Origin of the sequence: Pelomonas candidula, from assembly GCF_043555985.1 — a bacterium.
Lineage (GTDB): Bacteria > Pseudomonadota > Gammaproteobacteria > Burkholderiales > Burkholderiaceae_C > Pelomonas > Pelomonas candidula.
In genome coordinates, this window is sequence record NZ_JBIGIC010000019.1 from 1 (window position 1) to 26,487 (window position 26,487).

At 68.3% G+C, this 26,487-nt stretch carries 29 protein-coding genes, 1 tRNA gene and 1 pseudogene; 23 read left to right on the forward strand and 8 right to left on the reverse strand.

Features of this window, described 5'->3' with window-relative positions:
• The first annotated feature begins 301 nt into the window (after positions 1–301).
• Positions 302–970, forward strand: coding sequence for a response regulator (locus ACG04R_RS25895; RefSeq protein ID WP_394416901.1), 669 nt, complete (start codon positions 302–304; stop codon positions 968–970).
• On the opposite strand, the gene ACG04R_RS25900 is transcribed toward ACG04R_RS25895, so the two are convergent.
• The 3 genes and pseudogenes from ACG04R_RS25900 to ACG04R_RS25910 all read right to left on the reverse strand — a co-directional run.
• Complete coding sequence (locus ACG04R_RS25900; protein ID WP_394416903.1) at positions 963–2,831, reverse strand: sensor histidine kinase; 1,869 nt, start codon at positions 2,829–2,831, stop codon at positions 963–965. The genes ACG04R_RS25895 and ACG04R_RS25900 overlap by 8 nt on opposite strands.
• A 161-nt stretch (positions 2,832–2,992) precedes the next feature.
• Positions 2,993–3,433 carry a D-aminoacyl-tRNA deacylase gene (dtd, locus tag ACG04R_RS25905; protein ID WP_394416905.1) on the reverse strand — a complete coding sequence of 147 codons (441 nt, stop codon included), beginning with the start codon at positions 3,431–3,433 and terminating at the stop codon, positions 2,993–2,995.
• Positions 3,430–3,612: pseudogene (locus ACG04R_RS25910) on the reverse strand (cation transporter dimerization domain-containing protein); the annotation flags it as partial. The pseudogene ACG04R_RS25910 and the gene dtd, both read right to left, overlap by 4 nt.
• A 232-nt stretch (positions 3,613–3,844) precedes the next feature.
• On the opposite strand from ACG04R_RS25910, the gene argB reads away from it, so the two are divergent.
• The 12 genes from argB to tatC all read left to right on the forward strand — a co-directional run bounded on the left by argB (position 3,845) and on the right by tatC (position 11,062).
• Entirely contained in the window at positions 3,845–4,750 is a 906-nt protein-coding gene (gene argB / locus ACG04R_RS25915) for an acetylglutamate kinase (protein ID WP_394416907.1), read from the forward strand.
• On the forward strand, positions 4,750–5,424 hold the full coding sequence (locus tag ACG04R_RS25920) for a pyrimidine 5'-nucleotidase (protein ID WP_394416909.1): 675 nt from the start codon (positions 4,750–4,752) through the stop codon (positions 5,422–5,424). Before argB ends, ACG04R_RS25920 begins: the two co-directional genes overlap by 1 nt.
• 65 nt (positions 5,425–5,489) lie before the next feature.
• The gene (locus tag ACG04R_RS25925) at positions 5,490–6,176 is read left to right on the forward strand and encodes a response regulator (protein WP_394416911.1); all 687 of its coding nucleotides are present in this window, start codon (positions 5,490–5,492) and stop codon (positions 6,174–6,176) included.
• Positions 6,177–6,186: 10 nt separating this feature from the next.
• Positions 6,187–6,807 carry a nucleoid occlusion factor SlmA gene (gene slmA, locus ACG04R_RS25930; RefSeq protein ID WP_394416913.1) on the forward strand — a complete coding sequence of 207 codons (621 nt, stop codon included), beginning with the start codon at positions 6,187–6,189 and terminating at the stop codon, positions 6,805–6,807.
• A 179-nt stretch (positions 6,808–6,986) separates the two neighbouring features.
• Positions 6,987–7,922: an ATP-binding protein gene (locus ACG04R_RS25935; RefSeq protein ID WP_394416915.1), complete on the forward strand. Its 936-nt coding sequence runs from the start codon at positions 6,987–6,989 to the stop codon at positions 7,920–7,922.
• Positions 7,915–8,361 (forward strand): NUDIX domain-containing protein, encoded by a 447-nt coding sequence (locus ACG04R_RS25940; RefSeq protein ID WP_394416917.1) that lies wholly within the window; start codon positions 7,915–7,917, stop codon positions 8,359–8,361. The genes ACG04R_RS25935 and ACG04R_RS25940 overlap by 8 nt, the downstream gene beginning before the upstream one ends.
• A 5-nt stretch (positions 8,362–8,366) precedes the next feature.
• Positions 8,367–8,759, forward strand: coding sequence for a phosphoribosyl-AMP cyclohydrolase (gene hisI / locus ACG04R_RS25945; RefSeq protein ID WP_394416919.1), 393 nt, complete (start codon positions 8,367–8,369; stop codon positions 8,757–8,759).
• Positions 8,752–9,078 (forward strand): phosphoribosyl-ATP diphosphatase, encoded by a 327-nt coding sequence (locus tag ACG04R_RS25950; protein ID WP_394416921.1) that lies wholly within the window; start codon positions 8,752–8,754, stop codon positions 9,076–9,078. The genes hisI and ACG04R_RS25950 overlap by 8 nt, the downstream gene beginning before the upstream one ends.
• Entirely contained in the window at positions 9,075–9,425 is a 351-nt protein-coding gene (locus ACG04R_RS25955; RefSeq protein WP_394416923.1) for a histidine triad nucleotide-binding protein, read from the forward strand. Before ACG04R_RS25950 ends, ACG04R_RS25955 begins: the two co-directional genes overlap by 4 nt.
• 49 nt (positions 9,426–9,474) lie before the next feature.
• Positions 9,475–9,708 (forward strand): Sec-independent protein translocase subunit TatA, encoded by a 234-nt coding sequence (gene tatA, locus ACG04R_RS25960; protein ID WP_394416925.1) that lies wholly within the window; start codon positions 9,475–9,477, stop codon positions 9,706–9,708.
• Positions 9,709–10,185 (forward strand): Sec-independent protein translocase protein TatB, encoded by a 477-nt coding sequence (tatB, locus tag ACG04R_RS25965; protein WP_394416927.1) that lies wholly within the window; start codon positions 9,709–9,711, stop codon positions 10,183–10,185. It abuts the gene before it with no gap.
• Positions 10,186–10,261: 76 nt separating this feature from the next.
• Complete coding sequence (gene tatC, locus ACG04R_RS25970; protein ID WP_394416929.1) at positions 10,262–11,062, forward strand: twin-arginine translocase subunit TatC; 801 nt, start codon at positions 10,262–10,264, stop codon at positions 11,060–11,062.
• Here the strand turns inward: tatC and ACG04R_RS25975 are convergent.
• Positions 11,038–12,210, reverse strand: a complete 1,173-nt coding sequence (locus ACG04R_RS25975; protein ID WP_394416930.1) for a S1C family serine protease — start codon at positions 12,208–12,210, stop codon at positions 11,038–11,040. The two genes, tatC and ACG04R_RS25975, sit on opposite strands and share 25 nt — an antisense overlap.
• 18 nt (positions 12,211–12,228) lie before the next feature.
• Between ACG04R_RS25975 and ACG04R_RS25980 the strand changes: the two genes are divergently transcribed.
• Positions 12,229–12,975: a Nif3-like dinuclear metal center hexameric protein gene (locus ACG04R_RS25980; protein WP_394416932.1), complete on the forward strand. Its 747-nt coding sequence runs from the start codon at positions 12,229–12,231 to the stop codon at positions 12,973–12,975.
• Here ACG04R_RS25980 and ACG04R_RS25985 read toward each other — a convergent pair.
• Entirely contained in the window at positions 12,972–13,895 is a 924-nt protein-coding gene (locus ACG04R_RS25985; protein ID WP_394416934.1) for a M14 family metallopeptidase, read from the reverse strand. The genes ACG04R_RS25980 and ACG04R_RS25985 overlap by 4 nt on opposite strands.
• Before the next feature lie 49 nt (positions 13,896–13,944).
• On the opposite strand from ACG04R_RS25985, the gene pdxA reads away from it, so the two are divergent.
• Positions 13,945–14,946 (forward strand): 4-hydroxythreonine-4-phosphate dehydrogenase PdxA, encoded by a 1,002-nt coding sequence (gene pdxA, locus ACG04R_RS25990; protein ID WP_394416936.1) that lies wholly within the window; start codon positions 13,945–13,947, stop codon positions 14,944–14,946.
• A 148-nt stretch (positions 14,947–15,094) separates the two neighbouring features.
• Here pdxA and ACG04R_RS25995 read toward each other — a convergent pair whose 3' ends face one another.
• Both ACG04R_RS25995 and mscL read right to left on the reverse strand, forming a co-directional pair.
• Positions 15,095–17,497 carry a DUF1631 family protein gene (locus tag ACG04R_RS25995; RefSeq protein WP_394416938.1) on the reverse strand — a complete coding sequence of 801 codons (2,403 nt, stop codon included), beginning with the start codon at positions 17,495–17,497 and terminating at the stop codon, positions 15,095–15,097.
• Positions 17,498–17,629: 132 nt separating this feature from the next.
• On the reverse strand, positions 17,630–18,052 hold the full coding sequence (mscL, locus tag ACG04R_RS26000) for a large conductance mechanosensitive channel protein MscL (RefSeq protein WP_394416940.1): 423 nt from the start codon (positions 18,050–18,052) through the stop codon (positions 17,630–17,632).
• 178 nt (positions 18,053–18,230) lie between these two features.
• Here mscL and petA point away from each other — a divergent pair, with 178 nt between their 5' ends.
• From petA to ACG04R_RS26030, 6 genes are all read left to right on the forward strand, one after another.
• Positions 18,231–18,827 (forward strand): ubiquinol-cytochrome c reductase iron-sulfur subunit, encoded by a 597-nt coding sequence (gene petA, locus ACG04R_RS26005; RefSeq protein WP_394416942.1) that lies wholly within the window; start codon positions 18,231–18,233, stop codon positions 18,825–18,827.
• A 24-nt stretch (positions 18,828–18,851) separates the two neighbouring features.
• A complete protein-coding gene (locus ACG04R_RS26010; protein ID WP_394416944.1) occupies positions 18,852–20,318 on the forward strand; it encodes a cytochrome b in 1,467 nt (488 codons plus the stop codon).
• 20 nt (positions 20,319–20,338) lie between these two features.
• Positions 20,339–21,109 (forward strand): cytochrome c1, encoded by a 771-nt coding sequence (locus ACG04R_RS26015; protein ID WP_394416946.1) that lies wholly within the window; start codon positions 20,339–20,341, stop codon positions 21,107–21,109.
• 137 nt (positions 21,110–21,246) lie between these two features.
• Entirely contained in the window at positions 21,247–21,864 is a 618-nt protein-coding gene (locus ACG04R_RS26020) for a glutathione S-transferase N-terminal domain-containing protein (protein ID WP_310329329.1), read from the forward strand.
• Positions 21,864–22,379, forward strand: a complete 516-nt coding sequence (locus ACG04R_RS26025; protein WP_394416949.1) for a ClpXP protease specificity-enhancing factor — start codon at positions 21,864–21,866, stop codon at positions 22,377–22,379. The genes ACG04R_RS26020 and ACG04R_RS26025 overlap by 1 nt, the downstream gene beginning before the upstream one ends.
• Before the next feature lie 21 nt (positions 22,380–22,400).
• Positions 22,401–22,476: transfer RNA gene (locus tag ACG04R_RS26030), tRNA-Thr, on the forward strand.
• A gap of 35 nt (positions 22,477–22,511) precedes the next feature.
• On the opposite strand, the gene ACG04R_RS26035 is transcribed toward ACG04R_RS26030, so the two are convergent.
• Positions 22,512–22,844 (reverse strand): hypothetical protein, encoded by a 333-nt coding sequence (locus tag ACG04R_RS26035; RefSeq protein ID WP_394416951.1) that lies wholly within the window; start codon positions 22,842–22,844, stop codon positions 22,512–22,514.
• A 179-nt stretch (positions 22,845–23,023) separates the two neighbouring features.
• Between ACG04R_RS26035 and secA the strand changes: the two genes are divergently transcribed.
• Together secA and ACG04R_RS26045 are read left to right on the forward strand one after the other, a co-directional pair.
• A complete protein-coding gene (secA, locus tag ACG04R_RS26040) occupies positions 23,024–25,768 on the forward strand; it encodes a preprotein translocase subunit SecA (RefSeq protein WP_394416953.1) in 2,745 nt (914 codons plus the stop codon).
• Between the two features lie 225 nt (positions 25,769–25,993).
• Positions 25,994–26,485 (forward strand): hypothetical protein, encoded by a 492-nt coding sequence (locus ACG04R_RS26045; protein WP_394416955.1) that lies wholly within the window; start codon positions 25,994–25,996, stop codon positions 26,483–26,485.
• The last annotated feature ends 2 nt before the right edge of the window (positions 26,486–26,487 follow it).

Sequence of the window (26,487 nt, forward strand, 5' to 3'; positions counted from 1 at the left end):
ACAAGACAGCCGAAAAAATCTCCGATCGCTCTGGTGAGTTTGTCATGGGCGCAAACGACCTTCAAAGTGTCCACGACTGTACGTGCGACTTGAAAGCTGTCGTTCACGAACTTCTGCTCCTGGCCGAACCCTTCCCTCCCAGTCGGCCTGACCGAACAGTCGCTCACACCGTTCGTCATGGCTGGATCAACGTTGATCTCCTGACCTGTCCTTCTCACGGCGTTGTGGCACCCCCCCCAGCGGTCACCGATTCAGGTGAGGCGGCCGCTGGGGCGGTGGTGCGCGCTTCACAATCCAGGCCATGTCGACGCCGCTGCGCACTGCCCTGGTCGAGGACGAGGCCGCCTTCCGTGCCGCGCTGGCTTCGGCCGTCATGCAGGCCGACGGCTTCGAGCTTGTTGGCACCGCGGCCGACCTGCCGGACGGCCTGCAGCTGATGCGCCGAGTGGAGCCGCAGCTGCTGCTGGTGGACCTGCAGCTGCCGTCGGGCAGTGGGCTGCACCTCATCGAGGCGGCAGCGGCCGAGTTGCCCGGGACCGAGGTCGTCGTCGTCACGACGCTGGGCGACGAGGACACCGTGCTGGCCGCGCTGGCCGCCGGCGCCGTCGGCTACCTGCTCAAGCAGGGCCAGGCCTACCGGCTCGTCGAGCAGTTGCAGAGTCTGCGCGAAGGTGGTGCGCCGCTGAGCCCGGTGCTGGCCCGCCAGCTGCTGCGCCGGCTCACGCCCGTGCCGCCCTCGGCGCCGCCGGCGCCGCTGCAGCCCGTGGGGGCGGACGTCAGCCTGACGGCGCGCGAGATCCAGATCCTGGAAGCCGTGGCGCGTGGCTACCGCTACGAGGAGATCGCCGGCCAGCTGGCCGTCAGCCTGAACACCGTGTCCACCCACGTCAAGCGCTGCTACCGCAAGCTGCAGGCGCACTCCAAGACCCAGGCCCTTGCGCAGGCGCGCCGGCTGGGCCTGATCAGCTGAGCGGCAGCCGCCAGGCCACCGCCGTGCCCGGGCCCGCCAGTGCCCAGTGCGGCGGTGCCGGCGAATGCCAGCTGACCGCACCGCCCAGGCGTTCGGCGCGCTGCATGACGCTGCGCCGGCCCTGGCCCAGGTGAGCGTCCGCCGGCATGCCGCGGCCGTCGTCCAGCAGCCACACCGTCACGGCCTGGTCGCTCGCTTCGGTGGCAACGATGAGGTGCTGCGCGCCACCGTGGCGCAGCGCGTTGCTGGTCAGCTCCTGCAGGCCGCGCACCAGCTCCAGCGCGCCACCGCCCAGCAGGCAGCGCAGCTGCGGGGCGTGGACCACGCGCCAGTCCATCGCGCAGCCGGCGCTGCGCAGCACGGGGTCGATGCGCTGGCGCCAGCTGCCCAGCAGCACGCCGAGGTCCCCGTCGTCCTGCGCCAGCGTGTCGACGGACAGGCGCATCTCCAGCAGGCATTCGTCCAGGGCCTCGGCCAGCGCCGTGGCGTCGAGCTGGGGCGCGCGCAGGCGCACGCTCAGCAGGCGTGCGCCCAGGCCGTCGTGCAGATCCTGCAGCAGGCGGCGGCGCTGCTCGCTGGCGGCGCGTTCGCGCTCGGCCTGGGCGTGTGCGGCGAACACGGCCTCCAGCTCGCGGCGGCGTTGTTCCAGCTCCTGCGCCAGGCGCTCGCGCAGCTGGCGCTCGCGCCGAGCACCGTCGTTGAAATGGCGCAGCAGCAGCAGCGCCACCCAGGCCACCCAGCCGGCGTGGGCCAGCGCGTTGGCGTCCACGACGGGGCGGTCCAGCACCAGCACGCTCAGGCTGACCCAGGCCCAGGTGCTGGCCGAGAAGCCCACGAGCAGCGCCGTGCCCCAGGTGGCCGCGGTGCCGCGCTCGCGCAGCGCCCGCAGCGCCAGGCTCCAGGCCAGCGCGAACAGCAGCGCCCGCGACCCCAGCGCCCACCAAGGCCAGGGCTGATCGAAGCGGCCCCAGGACCAGCCCAGCGCCGCAGCCAGCAGGTCCAACGGCAGGCCCACCGCGGCCACGGTCCACAGCAGCCTGCGCAGCCAGGGCGACCAGGCATTCGCGAGGCGAGCGCAGATGACGACCAGCAGCAGCTTGGCGCCGAGGTCGGCGGCGTCGAGCAGCATGCGCCACCAGGGCGAGGGCAGCGGCTGGTCGGGCAGCACGTAGGGGCTGAGCAGCAGGGCCAGCAGGGCCACGTGCAGCGCGCTGAGGGCGTAGATGGGCTCGTCGCGCCGCGTGCGCGCCACCAGCGCCAGGAAGGCGGCGACGAGCACGCCGCCCAGGGCCGTCGCGGCGCGCAGCAGCTGCCAGTGGCGGCGCCCGGCGTCCAGGGCCTGGACGGCATCCGGCGGCCCGAGCAGCGGCGCCTCCAGCCCCGCGCCGCTGGGCCCCGGCGCGGCCAGGCGCAGCTGCAGCACCTGGGCGGGAGATTGGCGGTGCAGGCCGGGCAGCAGCTCCAGCACCCAGCGCTGGTGGCCCAGCACGAAGTGCTCTTGAGTACCGGCCGAGTCGCCCGGCCCGGCGGCCAGCGCGACGCCATCCAGATACGCGGACAGCCCCGGCTTGTAGGCCAGCGCCAGGCTTTCGGGCCGGTCGGTGGCGGGCGGCAGGGTGAAGGCCAGCCAGATCGCCGACGACTCGCCGGCCTGGCGGCTCAGGGGCAGCCGGCGCAGCGGCGCGCTGGCGAGCCCGGCCGGCGGCGTGGTTGCGTCGGACACCAGCGCGCGGGCCTCACGCAGCACGATCACGCCCATGCCGGCCGGCTCGGGCTCCTGCACGGCCTGCACCGCCAGCACGGCCAGCAGCGGCAGCAGCACGGCGGTGCACAGCGTCGACCATAAGTAGGCCCTGCGCATGCTCGTGGTCACCCTGCGGGCCGAGCGCTGGGCCGCTCCCAAGCCGGCCCGCGCTGGCGATGTGTTCGCGGCTCGATGCCGCGAGCATCGCCGTCCCCTCGGGGGACCGGCCGGGACCGCCCGCGTTCAGCGGCGCGGGCATGGACGAGGGGCATCATCATTCAGCCCATCCGCATCGGGATGGTCACGGGCCCGTCGTTGACGAGGTGCACCTGCATGTCCGCGCCGAACTCGCCGCTGGCCACGACCGGGTGCTGGCGGCGCGCGAACGTCAGCGCGTGTTCGTACAGCCGCCTGCCTTGTTCGGCCGGCGCCGCGCCGGTGAAGCTTGGCCGGTTTCCCGCGCTGGTGTCGGCCGCCAGCGTGAACTGGCTGACGACGAGCAGCCCGCCGCCCACGTCCTGCAGGCTGCGGTTCATCTTGCCGGCGTCGTCGCTGAAGACGCGCAGTTTCAGCACCTTGGTGACCAGCTTCTCGGCCGTGGCCTCGGTGTCGCCCGGCTCGGCGCAGACCAGCATCAGGAAACCCTGGCCGATGGCGCCGACCACCGCGCCGCCCACCTCCACGCGCGCCTCGCGCACCCGCTGCAGCACGGCAATCACGCGAGATCCTTGGCGTCGTCGAAGTGGGCTTTCACGTCCATGGGCAGCAGCTGGATGGTGGCGCGCAGGCCCGGAACGGCCTGCATCAGCGACCGCTCGACCGCCGAGCGCTGCTGGGCCGCCTGGCCCAGCGTCCATCGGGCTGGCATGTGCATGTGCAAGTCGACGAAGCGGTGCTGCCAGCGTGCCGCGCCGGCCCGGTTGACGAGCGACTCCAGCGCGTCCGCTGTCGGGCTGATCGCCCCGGCCCACCACCCGGTCGCCGTCTTCAGTGCGATGGTGGCCACGGACGTGGCGATGGGGAGTTTCAAGTGAGCGCCGGCTTGCATCTGGCTATTGTCGTCAGGTCCGTCGTATTGCCCGTGATGGCTCTTCCTAGAATGGCGCCGAAATCTCCCCGGAGCTCCCCGCATGACCAGCCCCCACACCACCGACGTCTCCCACATCGCGCCTCGCGACAAGGCCGAGATCCTGTCCCAGGCCCTGCCCTATATCCGCAAGTTCCACGGCAAGACCATCGTCATCAAGTACGGTGGCAACGCCATGACCGACCCGGAGCTGCAGCAGGACTTCGCCGAAGACGTGGTGCTGCTCAAGCTCGTCGGCTTGAACCCGGTCGTCGTGCATGGCGGCGGCCCGCAGATCGAGGATGCGCTGAACAAGCTGGGCAAGAAGGGCCATTTCATCCAGGGCATGCGCGTCACCGATGCCGAGACCATGGGTGTCGTCGAATGGGTGCTGGCCGGCGAGGTGCAGCAGGACATCGTGGGGTTGATCAACGCCGCCGGCGGCAAGGCCGTGGGCCTGACCGGCCGCGACGGCGGCATGATCCGCGCGAAGCAGTTGAAGATGCTGGACAAGGACGATCCCAGCAAGGAGCACGACATCGGCCAGGTCGGCGACATCGTCTCCATCGACCCATCCGTCGTGAAGGCGCTGCAGGACGACCAGTTCATCCCCGTCGTCAGTCCCATCGGCTTCGGCGAGGCCAACGAGAGCTACAACATCAATGCCGACGTCGTGGCCGCCAAGCTGGCCACCGTGCTGCAGGCCGAGAAGCTGCTGATGCTGACCAACATCCGCGGCGTGCTGGACAAGCAGGGTGAGCTGCTGACCGAGCTGACGCCACGTCGCATCGACGAGCTGGTGGAAGACGGCACGATCAGCGGCGGCATGATCCCCAAGATCGCCGGCGCCATCGACGCGGCCAAGAGCGGCGTCAACGCCGTCCACATCATCGACGGCCGTGTGCCGCACGCGATGCTGCTGGAGGTGCTGACGGATCAGGCTTACGGCACGATGATTTCCTCCCGCTGATGCCTCGGATCTGGCTGTTCGACCTCGACGACACGCTGCACAACGCGTCGCACCGTGCGTTCAAGGAGCTGAACGCGTCGATGTCGGCCTACATGGTCACCTACCTCGGCCTGACCGAAGAGGAGGCCGCGGCGCTGCGCAACCGCTACTGGCAGCGTTACGGCGCGACGCTGACGGGGCTGCAACGCCACCATGGCGTCAAGCCGACGCACTTCCTGCGCGAGACCCATCAGCTGCCCGGGCTGGAGGCGCACCTGCACGGCCACGCGCACGACCTGGCCGCGCTGGATCGCTTGAAGGGCCGCAAGCTGTTGATGACCAACGCGCCGCGCAGCTACGCCGAGCGCGTGCTGAAGGCCATCGGCCTGTCGCACGCCTTCGAGCGGCTGATCTGCGTCGAGGACATGCAGCTGTTCGGCCACTCCCGCCCCAAGCCAGACACGCGGATGTTCCGCGTCGTGCTGGCGCGGCTGAAGCTGCGTCCCGAGCATTGCGTCCTCGTCGAGGACACCCTGATCCACCAGAAAGCGGCCCGCAGCCTGGGGTTGAAGACCGTCTGGATGCAGCGCTGGCTGCGCAAGGCCGCCGACGGCCGGCGCCTGCAGCACCGCCCGGCCTACGTGAGCCGGCGCGTGCGCTCGCTGGCGGCGCTGGCACGATTCCCCCAGTTCTGAATCGCGAAGGGTTATCCTGACCGCGACAATGTCGGTTTTGTGCCTTTGAAGAACCCCAAGAGTCAATGACCCCGTTCTCGGTCCTTATCGTCGAAGACCAGGCCCGCTTCCGGGAGGCCTTCACCCACGCGCTGGGCAGCGTGCCCGACATCGAACTGCTGGGCATCGCGCCTGACCTGCCTCAGGGCCGGCGCATGTTCGACCAGCTCCAGCCCGACGTACTGCTCGTCGACCTCGACCTGCCCGGTGGCAGCGGCATCGAGTTGATCCGCCACGCGGCGCAGACGCGCCCGCAGTGCGAGGTCATGGTCATCTCGGTGTTCGGCGACGAGCAGCACGTCGTCGCCAGCATCGAGGCCGGCGCGACCGGCTATCTGCTCAAGGACAGCCTGGCGCTGGACCTGCCCGGCCAACTGCGCTCGCTGCGCGCCGGTGGCAGCCCGATCAGCCCCGTCATCGCCCGCCGGCTGCTGGTGCGCCTGGCGCCCGGCAGCCAGGCGTCTTCCGGCCCGTCGCCCGAGGCCATGGCCGCAGCGATGGCCGACGAGGAGGTCGTCGCGCTGTCCGAGCAGGAATCACGCGTGCTGCACCTGGCCGCCAAGGGCTTCACCTTCGACGAGATCGCGCAGTTCATGCAGGTGTCGCCGCACACGGTCATGACGTATGTGAAGCGCGTCTATCGCAAGCTGCATGTGCGCTCCAAGGTCGAGGCGATCTACGAGGCGCGCCGGCTGGGCTGGCTGCGCGATTAGCATCCGCGGCATGGACGCCGACCAGCCCGCTGCCGCCACCCCCGTCACCCCCAAGAAGCGCCCCAAGCCCGGCGAGCGCCGCACGCAGATCCTGCAGGTGCTGGCCGGCATGCTGGAGCAGCCTGGCGCCGATCGCATCACCACCGCCGCTTTGGCGGCCAAGCTTGATGTCAGCGAGGCGGCGCTGTACCGCCACTTCGCCAGCAAGGCGCAGATGTTCGAGGCGCTCATCGACTTCATCGAGAGCAGCGTGTTCGGGCTGGTCCATCAGGTCGTCGATGTGCCCCAGCCCATGCCGGGCCAAGCCGCGCGCATCGCCGCGCTGATCCTGCAGTTCGGCGAGAAGAACCCCGGCATGGCCCGCGTCATGGTGGGTGACGCGCTGGTCTACGAGAACGAGCGGCTGACGGCTCGCATCAACCAGTTCTTCGACCGCATCGAGTCGTCGCTGCGCCAGGTGCTGCGCACGGCGGCGGAGGCGCAGGGCTCGCTCACGCCCACCGTACAGGCCAACGCGCAGGCGTCGGTGTGGGTCAGCTTCATCATCGGCCGGCTGCAGCGCTACGCGCGCTCAGGCTTCAAGCGGCTGCCGACCGAGCAGCTGGAAGCATCCCTCAAGGCCATTGGCTGAGGCGGGCGGCGTCGGATGGGCCGCGGCGGATGCGCGGGCTCAGTAGCGGGATGCAGCGCAAGGCGCAAACCACAGCCATAGCTCGGCTATGGCGAGGATTTGCAACGCCGCGATGCGCCCGGTGCTGAGAATCGCGTTCCGCTGGCGACCCATTCGACGTCGGCTCCTACACTGGCGGCATGTCCGCTGCTCTTGAATCCTTCCTCGCCCGCGCCGAGGGCCTGCTGACCCGGCTGGAAGCCGTGATGCCCCATGCTGCGACGCCGCCCGACTGGGCCGCGTCCACGGCCTTCCGTGCCCGCCGGCGGCATGGCGCGCTGTGCCTGGAGCCGGTGCGCGCCGTCAGCCGCATCCGCTTGTCGGACCTGCAGGAAGTGGCACCGCAGAAGGATCGCCTGTTGCGCAACACGGCCCAGTTTGTCGCCGGCCGACCGGCCAACAATGTGCTGCTGACCGGCGCCAAGGGCACGGGGAAAAGCTCGCTCATCAAGGCCGTGCTGAACGAGTTCTCGGACCAGGGACTGCGCCTCATCGAGGTCGACAAGGCCGACCTCGTGGACCTGCCGGACCTCGTCGAGCAGGTCGCCGAGCGTCCGGAACGCTTCGTGGTTTTTTGCGATGACCTCAGCTTTGACGAAGGCGAGGCCAGCTACAAGGCGCTGAAGAGCGTGCTCGACGGGTCGGTGGCCGCCGCCAGCGACAACGTGCTGATCTATGCCACCAGCAACCGCCGCCACCTGCTGCCCGAGAAGATGGTCGACAACCTTGCCGGCACGCACGGCGAGCATGGCGAGATCCACCCCGGCGAGGCCGTGGAGGAAAAGATCTCGCTGTCCGAGCGCTTCGGCCTGTGGATCAGCTTCTACCCGTTCAGCCAGGCCGAGTACCTCACCATCGTGGCCCAGTGGCTGCGCCACTTCGGCGTCGACGAGGCGGCCATCGAGGCTGCGCGCCAGCCGGCGTTGATCTGGGCGCTGGAGCGCGGCTCGCGGTCGGGCCGGGTGGCCTTCCAGTTCGCGCGTGACCACGCCGGGCGTGGCGCCGTGGGCAGCGACGAGCCGGCGCTGCGCATCCGCGACTACGGTCAGGCGCCGGAAGGCCTCGACCATGTCTGACACGGAACGCGTGCCGGTCGAGGTGGCCGTGGGCGTGCTCGTCGAGCGCGATGTGGCCGGGCGGGAAGGGCGCTTCCTTCTGACCTCACGCCCCGAGGGCAAGGTCTACGCCGGCTACTGGGAATTTCCGGGCGGCAAAGTCGAGGCCGGTGAGACCATCGAGCAGGCGCTGGCCCGCGAGCTGCACGAGGAAATCGGCATCCGCATCGGCGCCGCTCATCCGTGGCAGACGCTGGTCATGGACTATCCCCACGCCCGCGTGCGGCTGAACTTCTGCAAGGTGTTCGACTGGACGGGCGAGTTCCAGATGCTGGAGAACCAGCAGATGGCCTGGGCCGACTTGCCGGTGCAGGTCCAGCCCGTGCTGCCCGGCACCATCCCCGTGCTGCAGTGGTTCGCCGAAGAGCGCGGCCATGCCGGCCCGACTCACCTAGACTGAAGCACATGAGCAGTTGGCTTGATGAAGTGAAGTGGGACGACAAGGGGCTGGTGCCCGTCATCGCCCAGGAGCAGGGCACGGGTGATGTGCTGATGTTCGCGTGGATGAACCGCGAGGCGCTGGCTTTGACGGCCGAGCGTAGCCAGGCCGTTTACTGGAGCCGCTCGCGCAGCAAGCTGTGGCACAAGGGCGAGGAGAGCGGCCACTTCCAGCAAGTGCACAGCATCCGCATGGACTGCGACAACGACGTCGTGCTGCTGACCATCACGCAGCTGGGGCACGAGCCCGGCATCGCCTGCCACACCGGTCGGCACAGCTGCTTCTTCCAGAAGCTGGAGAACGGCGTCTGGAGCACCACCGAACCGGTGCTGAAGGACCCGCACAAGATCTATGAGTGACGACATCCTCTCCCGCGTCGGCGCGGTCATCGAAAGCCGCAAGGGCGCCGACCCGGCCACCAGCTACGTCGCCAAGCTCTTCGACAAGGGCCTGGACAGCATCCTGAAGAAGGTCGGCGAGGAAGCCACCGAGACCGTCATGGCCGCCAAGGATGGCGACCCGAAGAAGGTTGTCTACGAAGTGGCCGACCTGTGGTTCCACAGCATGGTCGCGCTGGCCCACTTCGGGCTGAAGCCCGAGGACGTGCTGAATGAACTGGCCCGCCGCGAAGGCCTGTCGGGCCTGGCCGAATTCGCCCAAAGAGGAAACACGCCGTGAGCCATTCCGATCAGAACTGCATCTTTTGCAAGATCGTCGCCGGCCAGATCCCGAGCAAGAAGGCCTATGAGGACGAAGACCTGCTGGCCTTCCACGACATCAACCCCTGGGCGCCGGTCCACGTGCTCATCATCCCCAAGCGCCACATCGCCTCCATGGCCGACGTGACCGAGGCCGAGGCGGCGCTGCTGGGCAGGATGACGGCGCTGGGCCCGAAGCTGATGAAGGAACTGGGCGTCACCAACGGTTTCCGCCACGTCATCAACACCGGGCCGGACGGCGGGCAGGAGGTGTATCACCTGCATCTGCACGTCATGGGCGGTCCTCGCCCCTGGTTGAAAGGTTGAGGGTGGCCCCTCACCTAGAATTTGAGCCAGTCCTCAAGGAGTAAGCATCATGGGTTCATTCAGCATCTGGCACTGGCTGATCGTGCTGGTCGTCGTCATCGCCATCTTCGGCACCAAGAAGCTGCGCAACGTCGGTTCCGACCTGGGCGCCGCCGTCAAGGGTTTCAAGGACGGCATGAAGGATGGCGCCTCGGACGCGCCGGCTGCACCGCAGCAGCAGGTCACGGCCAGCAAGGCCAACGACCCCAACACCGTCGACGTCGACGCCAAGACCAAGTCCTAAGTGCTCGACTTCGGCTTTGACAAGATCGCGCTGATCGGCGCGGTCGCGCTGATCGTCGTCGGCCCCGAGAAGCTGCCGCGCGTCGCCCGCACGGTCGGCACCTTGCTGGGCAAGGCGCAGCGCTACGTGGCGGACGTCAAGGCCGAGGTCAACCGCTCCATCGAGCTGGAAGAGCTTCAGAAGATGAAGACCCAGTTCCAGACGGCGGTGAACGACGTCGAGCAGAGCGTGCGCCAGGAGGTCGACTCCGCGACGCAGGCGCTGAACCAGACCTGGAGCGACGTGACCAGCGACGGCAGCGGCGGCCGCTATGACAGCATCGCCCCGCCGCCGCCCGAGTACCGGCACCCGAAGAAGAACTGGCGCCTGAAGCGCGGTGCCACGCCGCTGTGGTTCAAGCAGAAGGCCGGCGTGAAGCGCCACACCCAGTCCGGCGCCGCCCGCGTCGCGCGTTTCCGCCCGCCCGGCCGATCATGATGCCCCCACGCACGCTCCGCGCGCTGCCCCCCGCGGGGGTGTCGGTCCGTTTGGGGCGGCCCTGCACGGACCGTTGATGAGCTCCTTCCAGAACCCCGACCACGACGAACTGGCCGGCACCGAGCAGCCCTTCGTCGCCCACCTGATGGAGCTGCGCGACCGGCTGCTGCGCGCCGTCATCGCCATCGCCGTCTGCTTCGGCGCGCTGTGCCTGTATCCCGGTCCGGGCCATCTCTACGATCTGCTGGCCGCGCCGTTGGTGGCGCACCTGCCCGAAGGCACGAAGATGATCGCGACCAACGTCATCGCGCCGTTCTTCGTGCCCATCAAGATCACGATGCTGGCCGGTTTCCTGCTGGCGCTGCCGGTGGTGCTGTACCAGGCCTGGGCCTTCGTCGCGCCGGGCCTGTACTCGCACGAGAAGCGGCTGGTGCTGCCGCTGGTGGTGTCCAGCACGCTGCTGTTCTTCGCCGGCGTGGCGTTCTGCTACTTCTTCGTCTTCGGCCAGGTCTTCAAGTTCATCCAGAGCTTCGCGCCCAAGAGCATCACGGCGGCGCCGGACATCGAGGCCTACCTTGGCTTCGTGATGAACATGTTCATCGCCTTTGGCGCGGCCTTCGAGGTGCCGGTCATCGTCGTCGTGCTGGCGCGCATCGGCGTCGTGTCGGTGGAGAAGCTGCGCGAGTGGCGCGGCTACTTCATCGTCGTCGCCTTCATCGTCGCGGCCGTCATCACGCCGCCGGACATCGTCTCGCAGCTCGCACTGGCCATCCCGATGTGCCTGCTCTACGAGCTGGGCCTGCTGGCCGCGAGCTACACCAGTCGCGGCGCCAAGCCGGCCGACGGCGGCGATCAGTCGTCTTCCGAGGAGCGCTGAGGCCGGGGCCGCTGGCCCACGTCGAGCGAGAAGCTCATCGCCTTGCCGGCACGCTGCACGCTCACCTCGACCTGACTTTTCGGCTTCAGCGCCGCGACGCTGGCCAGCAGATCGGCCGGCGTGGCGACCGTGTGGGGGCCGATGCGGGTCAGCACGTCACCCGGCTTGATGCCGGCCTTGGCCGCCGGCGCGTCGTTGACGACGCCGCCGACCAGCACGCCCTTGGCATCGCCCAGCTTCAGCGCCTCCGCCAGTTCCGGCGTCAGCTCGCGCGTCTGCACGCCGATCCAGCCGCGCTCCACCGCGCCGTCCTTCAGGATGGCCGCGGCCACCTGGCGGGCGACGTCGACGGGGATGGCGAAGCCGATGCCCAGCGAGCCGCCGCTGCGCGAGAAGATGGCGGTGTTGATGCCCACGAGGCGCCCGTCGGCATCCACCAGCGCGCCACCCGAATTGCCCGGGTTGATGGCCGCGTCGGTCTGGATGAAGTTCTCGAAGGTGTTGATGCCCAGCTGGCTGCGCCCCAGCGCCGAGACGATGCCCGACGTGACCGTCTGGCCGACATTGAACGGGTTGCCGATGGCCAGCACTGCGTCGCCGACCTGCAGGCTGGCCGCGTCACCCAGGCCGATGGCGGGCAGGTCGGGCAGCTCGATCTTCAACACGGCGATGTCGGTCTCGGGGTCGGTGCCGACCAGCGTGGCGCGGGCCTGGCGGCCGTCGCTGAGCTGCACCTCGATGTCGGACGCGCCTTCGACGACGTGGTTGTTCGTCAGCAGCACGCCGTCGGCCGAGATGATGACGCCCGAACCCAGCCCTTGCTGCGTGCCGCCCTGGGGCGCTCGCGGGCCGAAGGGAAAGCCGAAGAACGAGTCGCGCGTCCGCGCGTCCGAGCGCGGCGAGGCCTTGCTCGCGGTGATGCTGACGACGGCGGGCGCCGCCGCCCGCGCGGCCGGCGCGAAGCCGGCACGCATGGCGGAGGCCGGCGGCGTCGGGGGCAGGGCGATCTGGTGGGCGGTCTGGGCGATGGTCGCCTGCCGCGGCCGCGCGGGCTGCAGCCACTGCGGCTTCAACGTCGAGATGACGAAGACGGCGGCCAGCACCACCGTGACCGCCTGCGCGAAAATCAGCCAGAGCCGCTTCAACACCCCATCACCTCACAAGCCATGACCGATCGCGCCGCGCTGGAACGCCAGCTCAACCAATGGCTGGAGCCTTCGCGGTTCAAAGATTATGGGCCGAATGGTCTGCAGGTCGAGGGCCGCGCCGAGGTCAACCGGCTGGTCTGCGGGGTCACCGCCAGCCTCGCGCTGATCGACGCTGCCATTGATGCCGGGGCCGACGCCATCCTCGTCCACCACGGCCTGTTCTGGCGCGGCCAGGACGGCCGCGTGACCGGCTGGATGAAGCAGCGCCTGGCTCGTCTCATCCAGCACGACATCAACCTGTTTGCGTACCACCTGCCGCTGGACGCGCATCCCGAGCTGGGCAACAACGCGCAGCTCGGCAAGCGGCTGGGCTGGGCGGCGGATGGCCGCTTCGGCGAGCAGGACCTGGGCTTCACGGCGGCTGTCGAGCCGACGACGCTGGAGGCCGTGAACACGCAACTGCGCGGGCTGACCGGCCGTGAAGTGACCAGCGTGGCGGGCGACGGCCGGCCGCTGCGCCGCGTGGCCTGGTGCTCGGGCGGCGCGCAGGGGTATTTCGAGTCGGCGATTGCGGCCGGCGCCGATGTCTTCGTCACCGGCGAGATCTCCGAGCCCCAAGCCCACTACGCCCGCGAGACGGGCGTGGCCTTCATCGCCGCCGGCCATCATGCGACCGAGCGCTACGGCGTGCAGGGCGTGGGTGAGCGGGTAGCTGCGGAGCTGGGGCTGGACTACCGCTTCATCGACGTGCCGAATCCGGCTTAGGACTGGGCCAGCGCGTAGGCGATGGCCGCGCGCACGGCGGTGACCTGGGCCTCGACGCATTGCTGCGGCGTCATGCGCGGGCTGTCCGGGTAGACCTCGGTCGTCGTGGCGAAGCGCGCCGCCGTGATGGCCGCGCACAAGCCTTTCTTCGCGACGGCGAAGCTGATGACGCCGGGCGACTGCAGCGGGCAGCCGATGATGTGGCCGTTGGCGTCGGGCGGCGCAATGTGGGTGACCCGGGCCACGGCGTCGATGACGGCGCGCTGGAAGTCGGGCTGCGGGCTGTCCGCGTCGTCGACGAGGTAGAAGCCGTCGGGCACGACGTCTGGCACGAAGGCCTCGCCGTCGCGTGCGGCCAGCGCGGGGCGGAACTCGGACTCGTCGCTGTCGGTCGTCTCGTGCAGGTCGATGTGCATCAGCGTGCGGCCGCGCAGCGGCGCCAGCAGCGACACCAGCGCCGCCGATTCGCCGGCCGGGCTGCCTGCGCGGAAGTTGCGGTTGGGGTCCAGCGCGTCGCGATTCCAGCGCTGGATGCGCTCCCAGGCCCAGGGGCTCACGCAGGGCGCGACCAGCAGGTTGGCGCGTCCGGCGGTCTCCAGCCCATGGGCGCGCAGGAACTGCAGCGCGCCCAGCACGCCGCTGGTCTCGTAGCCGTGCACGCCGCCGGTGACGACCAGCGTCGGCAGCTCGTCGCGCCAGCCGCGGCTGCGGACGGCGAGCAGCGGGAAGTGCTGGCCGTCGTAGTCCAGCGCGCCGTACTCGCTGACGTCGAAGTCGCGGCGCAGCGGCTCGATGGCGCTCAGCACGTCGTTCGCGTAACTGCGCTGCCTGACGACGGTGGCGCGCCAGGCGGCAACCTCCGCCGCGCCCCAGCGCTGGCCGGGTGTGCCGATGGGATAGGGAGTGCTTTGGGCTTGCATGGCGCGCAAGTCTGCCAGTCGCACGCTGGGTGTGATGAAAGAATGCCGCATGACCGTTGCCTGTCCGTTCGTCATCAGCATGGGAGATGCCTGCGGCATCGGCCCCGAGATCATTGCCAGCCTGTGGCGGCTCGAGGCGCCGCGTGACGCGCTGGTCGTGGGTGATGTCGGCGTGATGCGCCGCGCCGTTGCGGCCACCGGTGGCGGCCTGGCGGTCGCGCAGTTGCAGTCACCCGACGAACTTGGCCGTGTACCGCCGCGCTGCCTGCCGGTCTGGCAGCCCGAGGGCTTGCCGGAGGGGTTGGCCGACGTGCCGTTGGGACAGGTCGACGCCCGTGCCGGCGCGGCGGCCGCGCTCTGCATCGAGGCGGCTGTCGGCTTGATCCAGGCGGGGCAGGCGCGCGCCCTCGTCACGGCGCCCATCCACAAGGAGGCCTTGCATGCAGCCGGCTCGCCCTACCCGGGGCACACGGAGATGCTGCAGGCGCTGGCCGGCAGGGATGGGCAAATTCGGCCGGTGCGCATGATGCTGGCCAACGAGGAGCTGCGCACGGTGCTGGTCACCATCCACTGCTCGTTGCGTGATGCCATCGAGCGTGTCACGCGCGACAACGTGCTCGAGACGCTGCGCATCACGGGTGCAGCGCTGAAGCTGATGGGCATGGCGGCGCCGCGCATCGCGGTGGCCGGGCTGAACCCGCATGCCGGCGAGGGCGGCCTGTTCGGCGACGAAGAGATCCGGCACATCGCGCCGGCCATCGCCGACGCCCGTGCGGAGGGCTGGGACGCGACCGGCCCCTACGCGCCGGACACCATCTTCATGCGCGCCCGGCGCGGCGAGTTCGACGTCGTTGTCGCGATGACGCATGACCACGGGCTGATCCCGGTGAAGTACCTCGGCGTGGAGCAGGGCGTCAACGTGACGCTGGGCCTGCCCTTCGTGCGCACCAGCCCCGACCACGGTACGGCCTTCGACATCGCGGGGAAGGGCATCGCCGACCCTGCCAGCCTGGGGGCAGCGCTGGCGATGGCGCGGCGGCTGGCAGGTTAGATTCTTCGGGCAGAGCGCCGGGCCGCTCCCAAGCCGGCCCGCGAAGGCGATGTGCATGCGGCTCGACGCCGCATGCATCGCCGTCCCCCAGGGGGACCGGTCAGACTCGCACGCGTTCAGCGTGGCGAGGCTGGATGAGGGCTTCGCTTCAGCGCGCCGGCGTGAGCGCGGCGAGCTGGGCGCGTGCCCGGGCCGTGGCGCGTTCCAGCAGGTAGGCCTGCTCGTAGGCGCGCATGCGGCCTGCCTCGCAGAGCTTCCTCAGCATGCGGGCCGTCATCGTCACCGTCTCCTGGTGGCGGCTGCCGTGCGTGAAGATGAAGAAGCTGCGGCCGCCGCTGATGTGGGCCAGGCGCACCTTCTGCCACTCCTCGCCGGTGTGCATCTGGTAGGCGAAGCCCAGCTGCATGTTGTCCATCAGCAGCGCGCCGCTGCTGGGCTCAGACGCACTCTCGGCAGCGGGCAGGCCGTCGATGGAGATGTCCACGGCCTGCAGCGGCTCGGCCGCGGCGGCGGCGTCGTTGCCGGACAGGTCCAGGTCCAGCTCGCCGTTCCAGTCGACGCCGGCGTCCTCGACGAGGCCCAGGCTCTTGGCTTCGGCCGGCGTCAGGCGCTGGCTGGCGTCCAGCTCGGCGGGCAGCGTCTCGCCGGCCATCGGCTTGGCGAGGTCGGCCTCGGCCGGCGGCGGCACGCCGAAGATCTGGTCCAGTTGCTTGATGAGCAGGTTGGTGTCCAGCGCGCTGGGCGCCTGGCCCTTCAGCGACTCGGCATGCGCCGGCAGCAGCGCCCCGAAGAAGTCCTTGCGCGGACCGTCGGGCCAGCGGATCAGGTCCAGCCCCTCGTTGAGGGTGCGCATCAGGTTGGGCAGCTCGCGCAGGAAGTCGGCGCGTGCCGCCGTGCCGCCCTTGGGCTGCACGCTCATCACCAGGCTGCGGCCCAGTGTGCGCAGGCGCAGTGCACGCTCGGGTGCGCCTTCGCGCGAGGCCAGCACGATGGCCTGGCTCCAGACGCCAGCCAGGAAGCTGCGCAGGAACTCCTGCATCGGCACCTTGGCGAGCTGCTGCTGCAGCTGCAGCGCGTAGCGTTGCTGCAGGCGCAAGTCTGTCTCGCGGCGCTCGACGACGGCGGCGGCGTCGCCCGAGGCCTTCAGCGTGTTGCGTGTCTGTTCGGTGATGAAGGCTTCGAGCGCATCCAGCTTGGCCGTGTAGACGTCCATGCGGTCGAAATCGCCCTGGGCCACGTCCTGCACGAGGTCGCGCACGTGCGACAGGAAGGCGCGGCCCGGGTCGTCACTGAAGTCGTCGAACGCGCAGGCCAGCGAGGCCAGCCGGTTGACGAACTGGCGCACCGGATGGCGGCGCGACGAGAAGAAGGTTTCGTCGCCCAGCGCCACGCGCAACACCGGCAGCTGCAGCCGCGCGAGCAGGCGGGCCATCTGCGGCGGTACCTTGGGGTCGGACAGGATCTGGTCGAACAGGCTGCTGACGACGTCGATGACCATGTGGTCCAGCCGGCCCGTGGAGGCCTGGCGCAGCTCGTCGCGGTGCAGGTTGATCAGGTTGGTCGGCAGGGGCATCTGCCCCCAGGCGCTGGGCTCGCCGGAGAGCGTGTCCAGGCCCATGCGGCCGGAGGAGTGGCCGCTGTCCGTGCCGTCGTAGGCGGCCGCAGGCGCCTGGGAGAGGCGGCGCAGCAGGTCCATCATCTGAGGGTCGACGCGGCCAATGCCACCGCCGCCCCCGCGGCCGCCAAAGCCACCGCCGAAGCCGCCCCCACCTCCAAAGCCGCCGCGACCGCTGGCCTGGCCCAGGCCGCCGTGGGTAGACCCACCGTAGCCGCCGCGCGTGGACATGCCGCCGTGACCGGAGTCCAGCTCGCCGTGCTGGCTGGCGCCGCCCAGCCCGCCGTAGCGTGAGGCGGCACCGTCCGGCGTCGCGCGCACGCGCAAGTCCTGGGGGCGCAGGCCGCGCGAGCGCAGCAGCTCGGCGATGTCGGCATAGCAGCCGCGCATTTCCTGTGCCAGCGCGCGGGTCAGCTCGTCGGTCAGCGTCTGACGGGTCACCGGGTCGTCGGTGATGGACTGCACAGCGTCCAGCAGCGCCTGGCCGACCAGCTCCGGTCGAAGCGGGTTGCGCTCGCCGACCTGGATGCCGGCGATGTAGGACTCGACTTCGCGCAGTTCCCACTCGCTGTGGTGGCCGATGGCCAGGCCGATGCGGTCGGCCGCGACGAGGTTGTTGACCTGGTCGTCGTCCATCAGCGACAGCTCGCCCCAATCCTTCTTGGCCGCGGGCGCTGCCGCCGGCCGGGTGTCGGACTGCTCGGCCGAGACCTGCTTGCGCAGGCTCTGCAGGAAGCGCTGCGAGAACACGCCCTGCTGCTGGCGGAACACAAACTGTGCCGCGAGCAGCGCGTCGCGCTTCTTGATCTGCCCGGCGGACAGCGCTGACAGGCCCAAACCTTCCGCGCAGCGCTCAGCCGCCTGCTCACCCGCCAGGCGGATGCGGGTCAGCGAAGCTTCCAGGTGCGGATTCAGGCGGATCTCAGGCGCGTTCATCTACAAAGTGGCACGAGCTGCGCCGAAAGTATCGCGCCTGCGACAAGCCGGGGTTTCCAGCCAGTCGTCAATTTCGTGGCAAAAAAAAGCTCGGTAACCATTCCTTACCGAGCCGGGGTGCGGAAAAAGGCGTCAGCGCTTCAGCGAGTCGCGGATCTCGCGCAGCAACTGGATGTCTTCCGGCGTCGGCGGCGGTTCGGCCGGCGCCGCGGCGGGCTCGGGCTCGCGCTTGAGGCGGTTGATCTGCTTGATCATCAGGAAGATGACGAAGGCCAGGATGATGAAGTTCAGCGAAACGGTAATGAAGCTGCCGTAGGCCAGCACGGCGCCATGCTTCTTGGCCTCGGCCAGCGTCTCGGCCGTCTGGCCGGCCAGCGGGATGAAGTAGTTGCTGAAGTCCAGCCCGCCGAAGATCTTGCTGACGACGGGCATGATGACGTCTCCCACCAGGGAGTCGACGATCTTGCCGAAGGCGCCGCCGATGATCACACCGACCGCCAGGTCGATGACATTGCCTTTGACGGCGAACTCCTTGAACTCGGAGAAGAAACTCATGCACGGCTCCTGAAACGTTGGGGTTGTCCTGGGTGTGTCCGCATTTGACGCTATCTGACCTGCGTCAAAAGGCGGGTAAACCTGCGTTCTTTCCCCAGTGTCGCAGGGCCGGAGCGCGAATTGCCGTCCGCTAGAATCCCCGGCTGCCCCTGATCAGAAGTCTCTTTAGAGGACCCTCATGAGTGACCAGCAAGTGGACCAAGGCAAGCGAACCTGGTTGATCGCAACCGGTTGCGCGGGTGCCGTGGGCGGTGTCGCGACGGCCGTGCCCTTCGTCAGCACTTTTGCACCGAGCGAGCGTGCCAAGGCTGCCGGCGCTCCGGTCGAGGTGGACATCTCCGGCATCAAGCCGGGCGAGAAGCTCACGGTCGAATGGCGCGGCAAGCCGGTCTGGATCGTGCGTCGCACGCCCGAGCAGGTCGCGGCCCTCAAGAAGAACGACAGCCAGCTCGCTGACCCGGCGTCCGAGCGCAAGGCGTTCCCGCTGCCCGAGTACGTCGATAGGGAAACTCGCTCGATCAAGCCCGAATACCTCGTCGTCGTCGGCATCTGCTCGCACCTGGGCTGCTCGCCCAGCGACCGGTTCACCGCCGGCCCGCAGCCCTCGCTGCCGGACGACTGGAACGGCGGCTTCCTGTGCCCCTGCCACGGCTCCACCTTCGACATGGCCGGTCGCGTCTTCAAGAGCAAGCCGGCGCCTGACAACCTCGAAGTGCCGCCTCACCAGTACCTCTCCGACGCCAAGCTGCTGATCGGCGAGGCCAAGAAGGCCTGACAAGAACAAACGGGACGACGAGACATGGCTGAATTCAAGGAAGCGCCTGCAGGCGCCTCGGTTGGCGTGAAGACCATGACCTGGCTTGAGAACCGGTTCCCGACCGCGTTCGACGCCTACAAGGTCCACATGTCGGAGTACTACGCGCCGAAGAACTTCAACTGGTGGTACATCTTCGGCTCGCTGGCGCTGCTGGTCCTGGTGATCCAGATCGTCACCGGCATCTTCCTCGTGATGCACTACAAGCCTGACGCGAGCCTCGCCTTCGCGTCGGTCGAGTACATCATGCGCGACGTGCCCTGGGGCTGGTTGATCCGCTACATGCACAGCACCGGCGCGTCGGCCTTCTTCGTCGTCGTCTACCTGCACATGTTCCGCGGCCTGATCTACGGCAGCTACCGCCAGCCGCGCGAGCTGGTCTGGATCTTCGGCTGCGCGATCTTCCTGTGCCTGATGGCCGAGGCCTTCATGGGCTACCTGCTGCCGTGGGGCCAGATGTCCTACTGGGGTGCCCAGGTCATCATCAACCTGTTCGCCGCCATCCCGTTTGTCGGTGACGAGCTGTCGACGCTGATCCGCGGCGACTTCGTCGTCGGCGACGCGACGCTGAACCGCTTCTTCAGCTTCCACGTCATCGCCGTGCCGCTGGTGCTGCTGGGCTTGGTCGTCGCCCACCTGCTGGCGCTGCACGACGTCGGCTCCAACAACCCCGATGGCGTTGAGATCAAGAAGGGTCCGAAGGACGCGAAGACCGGCAAGCCGCTGGACGGCGTGCCCTTCCATCCGTTCTACACGGTGCACGACATCTACGGCGTGTGCTTGTTCCTGATGGTCTTCACCGCCATCCTGTTCTTCTCGCCCGAATTCGGCGGCTACTTCCTGGAGTACAACAACTTCATCCCGGCCGACCCGCTGAAGACGCCGCCGCACATCGCGCCGGTCTGGTACTTCACGCCGTTCTACTCGATGCTGCGCGCAACGACGTCGGACTTCATGCCGTTCCTGTGGGGCTTCCTGGGCCTCGTCGGTGTCGTGACCGTGCGTCGTTCGCCCAACCTGCCGGCCGTCCTGAAGGTCGGTTACTGGGGCCTGCTGGCCGCGCTCCTCTTCCTGTTCGATGTCCATGGCGTCGTGCTGGGCTGGCTGGGCATGAAGATTCCGACCGGCCTGCACGGGCTGGATGCCAAGTTCTGGGGCGTGGTCGTCATGGGGGGCTCGGTGCTGATCATGGCCTTCCTGCCCTGGCTGGACGACAGCCCGGTCAAGTCCATCCGCTACCGCCCCGACGGCCACCTCTACGTCTACGTGGTGTTCGTCATCTTCTTCCTGATCCTGGGCTACCTTGGCGTTCAGCCGCCCAGCGCCGGCGGCACCATCGTGTCGCAGGTGGGCACGCTGTTCTACTTCGGCTTCTTCCTGCTGATGCCGTGGTGGAGCCGCCTCGGCACGCCCAAGGCCGTGCCCGACCGTGTGACCTTCCACGCCCACTGAGCCGCGGAGCAAGAACACCAATGAAAAAGCTGATCGCTCTCCTGCTGGCCACCCTGGGCTTGGCCGGCGCCGTGCAGGCCAACACCGGTGGCATCGAGTGGGACAAGTTCCCCAAGGACAAGATGTCGGACATGGCTTCGCTGCAGCATGGCGCGAAGCTGTTCGTCAACTACTGCCTGAACTGCCATGCCGCGGCCTACATGCGCTACAACCGCATGCATGACATCGGCCTGACCGACGCTGACATCAAGAACAACCTGCTGTTCGCAGCCGACAAGGTCGGCGACACGATGAAGGTCAGCATGGATGCGAAGGAGGCCAAAGCCTTCTTTGGTGCCAACCCGCCCGACCTGAGCGTCATCGCCCGCTCGCGTGCCGACGGTGCCAAGGGTTCGGGAGCCGACTATCTCTACACCTACATGCGGAGCTTCTACCGCGACGACACCAAGGCGACGGGCTGGAACAACATGGCCTTCCCCAGCGTCGCGATGCCGCATGTGCTGTGGGAGCTGCAAGGCCAGCGCACCGCCAAGTTCGAGGAGGTCGCCGACCCCCACGACCACGAGAAGAAGACCCACGTCTTTGCTGGCTACGAGCAGCTGACGCCGGGGACGCTGACCGAGCGTCAATATGACGAGGCCGTGGCCGATCTTGTGGCTTATCTACAATGGATGGGTGAGCCCGCGCAGGGCCAGCGATTCCAGCTCGGTGTCATCGTGCTGATTTTCCTCAGCTTCCTCACCGTGTTCGCGTGGCGTTTGAACGCCGCGTTCTGGAAGGACGTGAAGTAAAACCGTCCATCCCGGTGCTGCCTCGCGGCGGCGCCGAACCACGCAGTGGGGCGCGCTTCGGCCACCCACTGCGTTTGCTTTTTCAGCGCGGCCACCACCGCGCGTTTTGATTGACTGACCCCTCGGGAGCCCAAGCCATGATGGTCCTCTACTCTGGAACCACCGACCCCTACTCGCACCGCTGCCGTTTCGTGCTGTTCGAGAAAGGCATGGACTTCGAAATCCGTGACGTTGACCTGTTCGCGAAGCCTGAAGACATTGCTCTGATGAATCCGTACAACGAGGTGCCCATCCTCGTCGAGCGCGACCTCATCCTGTACGAATCGCACATCATCAACGAGTACATCGACGAGCGCTTCCCGCACCCGCAGCTGATGCCCGGGGACCCGGTGGCTCGCGCCCGCGTGCGCCTGTTCCTGCTGAACTTCGAGAAGGAGCTGTTCGCCCACGTGAACGTCCTCGAAGGCCGCGGCACGACCGTCAAGGCAACGGACAAGCAACTGGAGAAGGCCCGCTCGCAGATCCGCGACCGCCTGACCCAGCTCGCCCCGATCTTCCTGAAGAACAAGTACATGCTGGGCGACGACTTCTCGATGCTCGACGTGGCCATCGCCCCGCTGCTGTGGCGCCTGGACTACTACGGCATCGACATGTCCAAGAACGCGCTGCCGCTGCTGAAGTACGCCGAGCGCATCTTCAGCCGCCCGGCTTACATCGAGGCGCTGACGCCGTCCGAAAAGGTCATGCGCCGCTGATGGAGCAGACTCCGGCATCCGGTGCGGGCAACGGCACGTCCACCCGGCCGTACCTCGTCCGCGCGCTGCACGACTGGTGCACGGACAATGGCTTCACGCCCTACATCGCGGTCCACGTCGACCGCTCGGTGCAGGTGCCGATGGAGTACGTGTCCAACAACGAGATCGTGCTGAACATCGGCTTCGATGCGACCAGTGGCCTGGACCTCGGCAACGAGTTCATCCAGTTCAAGGCCCGCTTCGGCGGCGTCGCGCGCGAAATCATCGTGCCGGTCGACCACGTCGTGGCCATCTACGCCCGCGAGAACGGCCAGGGCATGGCCTTCCCCGCGCCCGAGCCGCTGCCCGAGGGTGCGCCGGTGCCTGCTGCTCCCGTGGCAGCCGAGCCGCGTCGCAGCGGCCTGCGCCTGGCCAGCGAGACCGGCGAGCCTGGTGCTGACGAGGGCGGTGACGATACGCCGCCGCCCGATGCACCCGGTGGTGCTCCGCGGCCCGCGCTCAAGCGCGTGAAGTGACGGGCTAGAATCCGCGCCTTCGCCGGCTTAGCTCAGTTGGTAGAGCAACCGCCTTGTAAGCGGTAGGTCATCAGTTCGAATCCGATAGCCGGCACCATAAAGAGAACCCACTGCTTCACAGCAGTGGGTTTTCTACTTCTGGGCCAGCTTGATGCGGATGCGCCCGGGCAGGCCGGCCTGGGCCAGCAGGCCCTCCAGCCGCGGCAGCAGGTGGCGCAGCTTGGCGGCGACGGCCGCGTTGGCGACCAGCAGGCTCCAGCCGGCCTCGTCCAGCGGGCCGGGCTGGATGCTGGCGATCAGGTTGCCCGGCAGCGCGGGCGCAATGATGCGCAGCCGGCGCCGTGATCCCTCCAGCCGTTCGCCCAGCCGCACGAGGCTCTCGTGCGCGCGCAGTGCCTGCGCGACCGGCATGGGGTCGGGCACGCTGGCGCGCGGGCGCGGGGCGAGATACCGGGGCAGGGACATGGAGCCAGTGTAGTCAGGCGGGTCGGCGACAGGAATCGCCAAAAAGCCCGCTGCTAAACTGCGCCGCTTTGCGCGGCCAGGCAAACCCGCCTTGCATTGCTTCGCCCCGCCCCCAGATTCGCGCCTTCCAACGCGCCGGGCCGGCTCAGCCGGCTCCCGCCAAGCTCCCATTCCGCAGCATGTTGCCCAAGCTTCTCACCTCGATTTTCGGTAGCCGCAACGAGCGTCTGCTCAAAGGCTATCGCCGCACCGTGCAGCAGATCAACGCGCTGGAGCCGAAGTACGAGGCGCTGAGCGACGACGAGCTGCGCGCGCAGACCGAGTCGTTCAAGCAGCGCATCGCCGCCGGCGAGACGGTCGACGACATCCTGCCCGAGGCCTTCGCCGTCTGCCGCGAAGGCGGCAAGCGCGCGCTGAAGATGCGCCACTTCGACGTGCAGTTGATCGGCGGCATGGTGCTGAACGCCGGCAAGGTGGCCGAAATGCGCACCGGCGAGGGCAAGACGCTGATGGCGACGCTGCCGGTCTACCTGAACGCGCTGACGGGCAAGGGTGTCCACGTCGTCACGGTGAACGACTACCTCGCTCGCCGCGATGCCGAATGGATGGCCCGGCTCTACAACTTCCTGGGCCTGACGGTCGGCATCAACCTGCCGCAGATGCCGCGCGAGCAGAAGCAGGCCGCTTACGCTGCCGACGTCACCTACGGCACGAACAACGAGTACGGCTTCGACTACCTGCGCGACAACATGGTCTACGAGACGGCCGACCGCGTGCAGCGCGGCCTGGCCTATGCCATCGTCGACGAGGTGGACTCCATCCTCATCGACGAGGCGCGCACGCCGCTGATCATCTCGGGCCAGGCCGACGACCACACCGACGTCTACCTGAAGATCAACGCCGTCGTCCCGGGTCTGAAGAAGCAGATCGGCGAGCTGGACCCGCGCACGGGCGAGGGCGTCATCGAGCCGGGTGACTTCACGGTGGACGAGAAGTCGCACCAGATCCACCTGACCGAGGAAGGCCACGAGAACGCCGAGCGCCTGCTGAGCCAGGCCGGCCTGATCGCCGAGGGCGCTAGCCTGTACGACGCGGCCAACATCACGCTGATGCATCACCTGAATGCAGCGCTGCGGGCTCACCACGTCTATCACAAGGACCAGAGCTACGTCGTGCAGAACGGCGAGGTCATCATCGTCGACGAGTTCACGGGCCGCCTGATGAGCGGGCGCCGCTGGAGCGACGGCCTGCACCAGGCTGTCGAGGCCAAGGAAGGCGTGCAGATCCAGGCCGAGAACCAGACGATGGCCTCGATCACCTTCCAGAACTACTTCCGCATGTACGGCAAGCTGTCCGGCATGACGGGCACGGCCGACACCGAGGCCTACGAGTTCCAGGAAATCTACGGCCTCGAAACCGTCGTCATCCCGCCGAATCGCCCGACCATCCGCAAGGACGAACTGGACCTGGTCTACAAGACCGACAAGGAAAAGTACACGGCCGTCATCGCCGACATCCGCGCCTGCCACGAGCGTGGCCAGCCGGTGCTGGTGGGCACGACGTCCATCGAGAACTCGGAGCTGATCTCCAAGCTGCTGAACCAGGCCAAGCTGCCGCACAACGTGCTGAATGCCAAGCAGCACGAGAAGGAGGCGCAGATCGTCGCCCAGGCCGGCCGGCCCGGCGTCATCACCATCGCCACCAACATGGCCGGTCGCGGCACGGACATCGTGCTGGGCGGCAATGTCGAGAAGCAGATCCAGTTCATCGAGGCCGATGAGGCCATCCCGGAAGCCGAGAAGGCCGCGCGCATCCAGCAGCTCAAGGACGAGTGGCAGGGCCTGCACGACAAGGTCAAGGCCGAGGGCGGCCTGCGCATCATCGCGACCGAGCGCCACGAGAGCCGCCGCATCGACAACCAGCTGCGTGGCCGTGCCGGCCGCCAGGGCGACCCGGGTTCGTCGCGCTTCTATCTGTCGCTGGACGACCAGCTGATGCGCATCTTCGCCGGCGAGCGTGTGCGCGCCATCATGGACCGGCTCAAGATGCCTGAGGGCGAGGCCATCGAGGCCGGCATCGTCACGCGCTCCATCGAAGGCGCGCAGCGCAAGGTCGAGGCCCGCAACTTCGACATCCGCAAGCAGCTGCTCGAGTACGACGACGTGTCGAACGACCAGCGCAAGGTCATCTACCAGCAGCGCAACGACATCCTGGAGGCCGAAGGCCTGGTCGCGCAGATCGCGTCGCTGCGTGAGGCCACGCTGACCGATGTCGTGCGCACCTACGTGCCGGCCGAGAGCGTGGAGGAGCAGTGGGACCTGCCGGGGCTGGAGCAGGTGCTGAAGGACGAATGGCAGGTCGAGCTGTCGCTGACCGACCTGGTCAAGAAGAGCGACTCGATCACCGACGAGGACATCGTCGAGGCCGTCGTCAAGGCCGGTGATGCGCAGTTCCAGGACAAGCTGGACCGCGTCGGCATCGAGCAGTTCAACCCCTTCATGCGCATGGTGCTGCTGCAGAGCATCGACCAGCGCTGGCGCGAGCACCTGGCCGCGCTGGACTACCTGCGCCAGGGCATCCACCTGCGCGGTTACGCCCAGAAGAACCCCAAGCAGGAATACAAGCGCGAAGCCTTCGAGCTGTTCTCGCAGCTGCTGGACATGGTGAAGATGGAAGTCACGCGCATCCTGATGAACGTGCGCATCCAGAGCCAGGAAGAGGCCGACCGCGCTGCCGAGGCCATCGAGCGCCGCGCCGAGGCCGTGTCCAACGTGACCTACCAGCACCCCAACGAGGACGGCTCCGTCAGCCAGGAGGTCGACCCCGAGACACTGCTGGCCCAGTACGGACACGTCGGCCGCAACGACCCCTGCCCGTGCGGCAGCGGCAAGAAGTTCAAGAGCTGCCACGGCAAGCTGGCCTGATCTTCAGGCGCAAACCCCTCACGGGCCGGCTCTGCCGGCCCGTTTTCATTGGGCTGGCGGCTTCTGGCGCCCACCCATCCAGGGGGCAAACCGTGCTTTTGCGCACAAACCGGAGCCTGCGCCACGCGCATGGGGGGTGCTCGGGGGCAGTCGCCCCCCCTAGAGTGCAGTCCCAGAGAGCCCCGCCACTGGGGTTTGCCCGATAGAAGTTCCAGAAAGCTCGTCATGAAAACCTTGTTTGCCGTCGCAGCATTCGTCCTGGCCACCAGCGCGTCGGCCGGTACGGTCAACTTCAGCAACTACACCCACCAGGACCTGACCGGTTCCGGTGCGAACTTCGACGACGTCTACACACTGAACCTCAGCACCGATACCTGGGTTGGCGGCCTGCTGACGACCGGCACGTTGCTCGCCGGCCAACCGGCCATCGACATCCGCTCGGTCGTGTTCCGCCAACTGGGCACGCAAGCCGACTGGATTCAGACCGTCGCCGTCAACTGGGACGTCGCCGACTACGGCATCGAGAAGTGGGCCTTGGGCACGACGCAACTTGCCGCCGGCCAGTGGCAGCTCGAAGTGATCGGTACCAGCTACGCCGACAAGACGGCCAATGGCTACACCGCCAGCGTCGAACTGCCCGAGCCGGGCGGCGTGGCCCTCGCCGCCCTGGCCCTCGCGGGCGCCGGCCTGGCGAGCGCCCGCCGCCGCAAGGCCTAAGC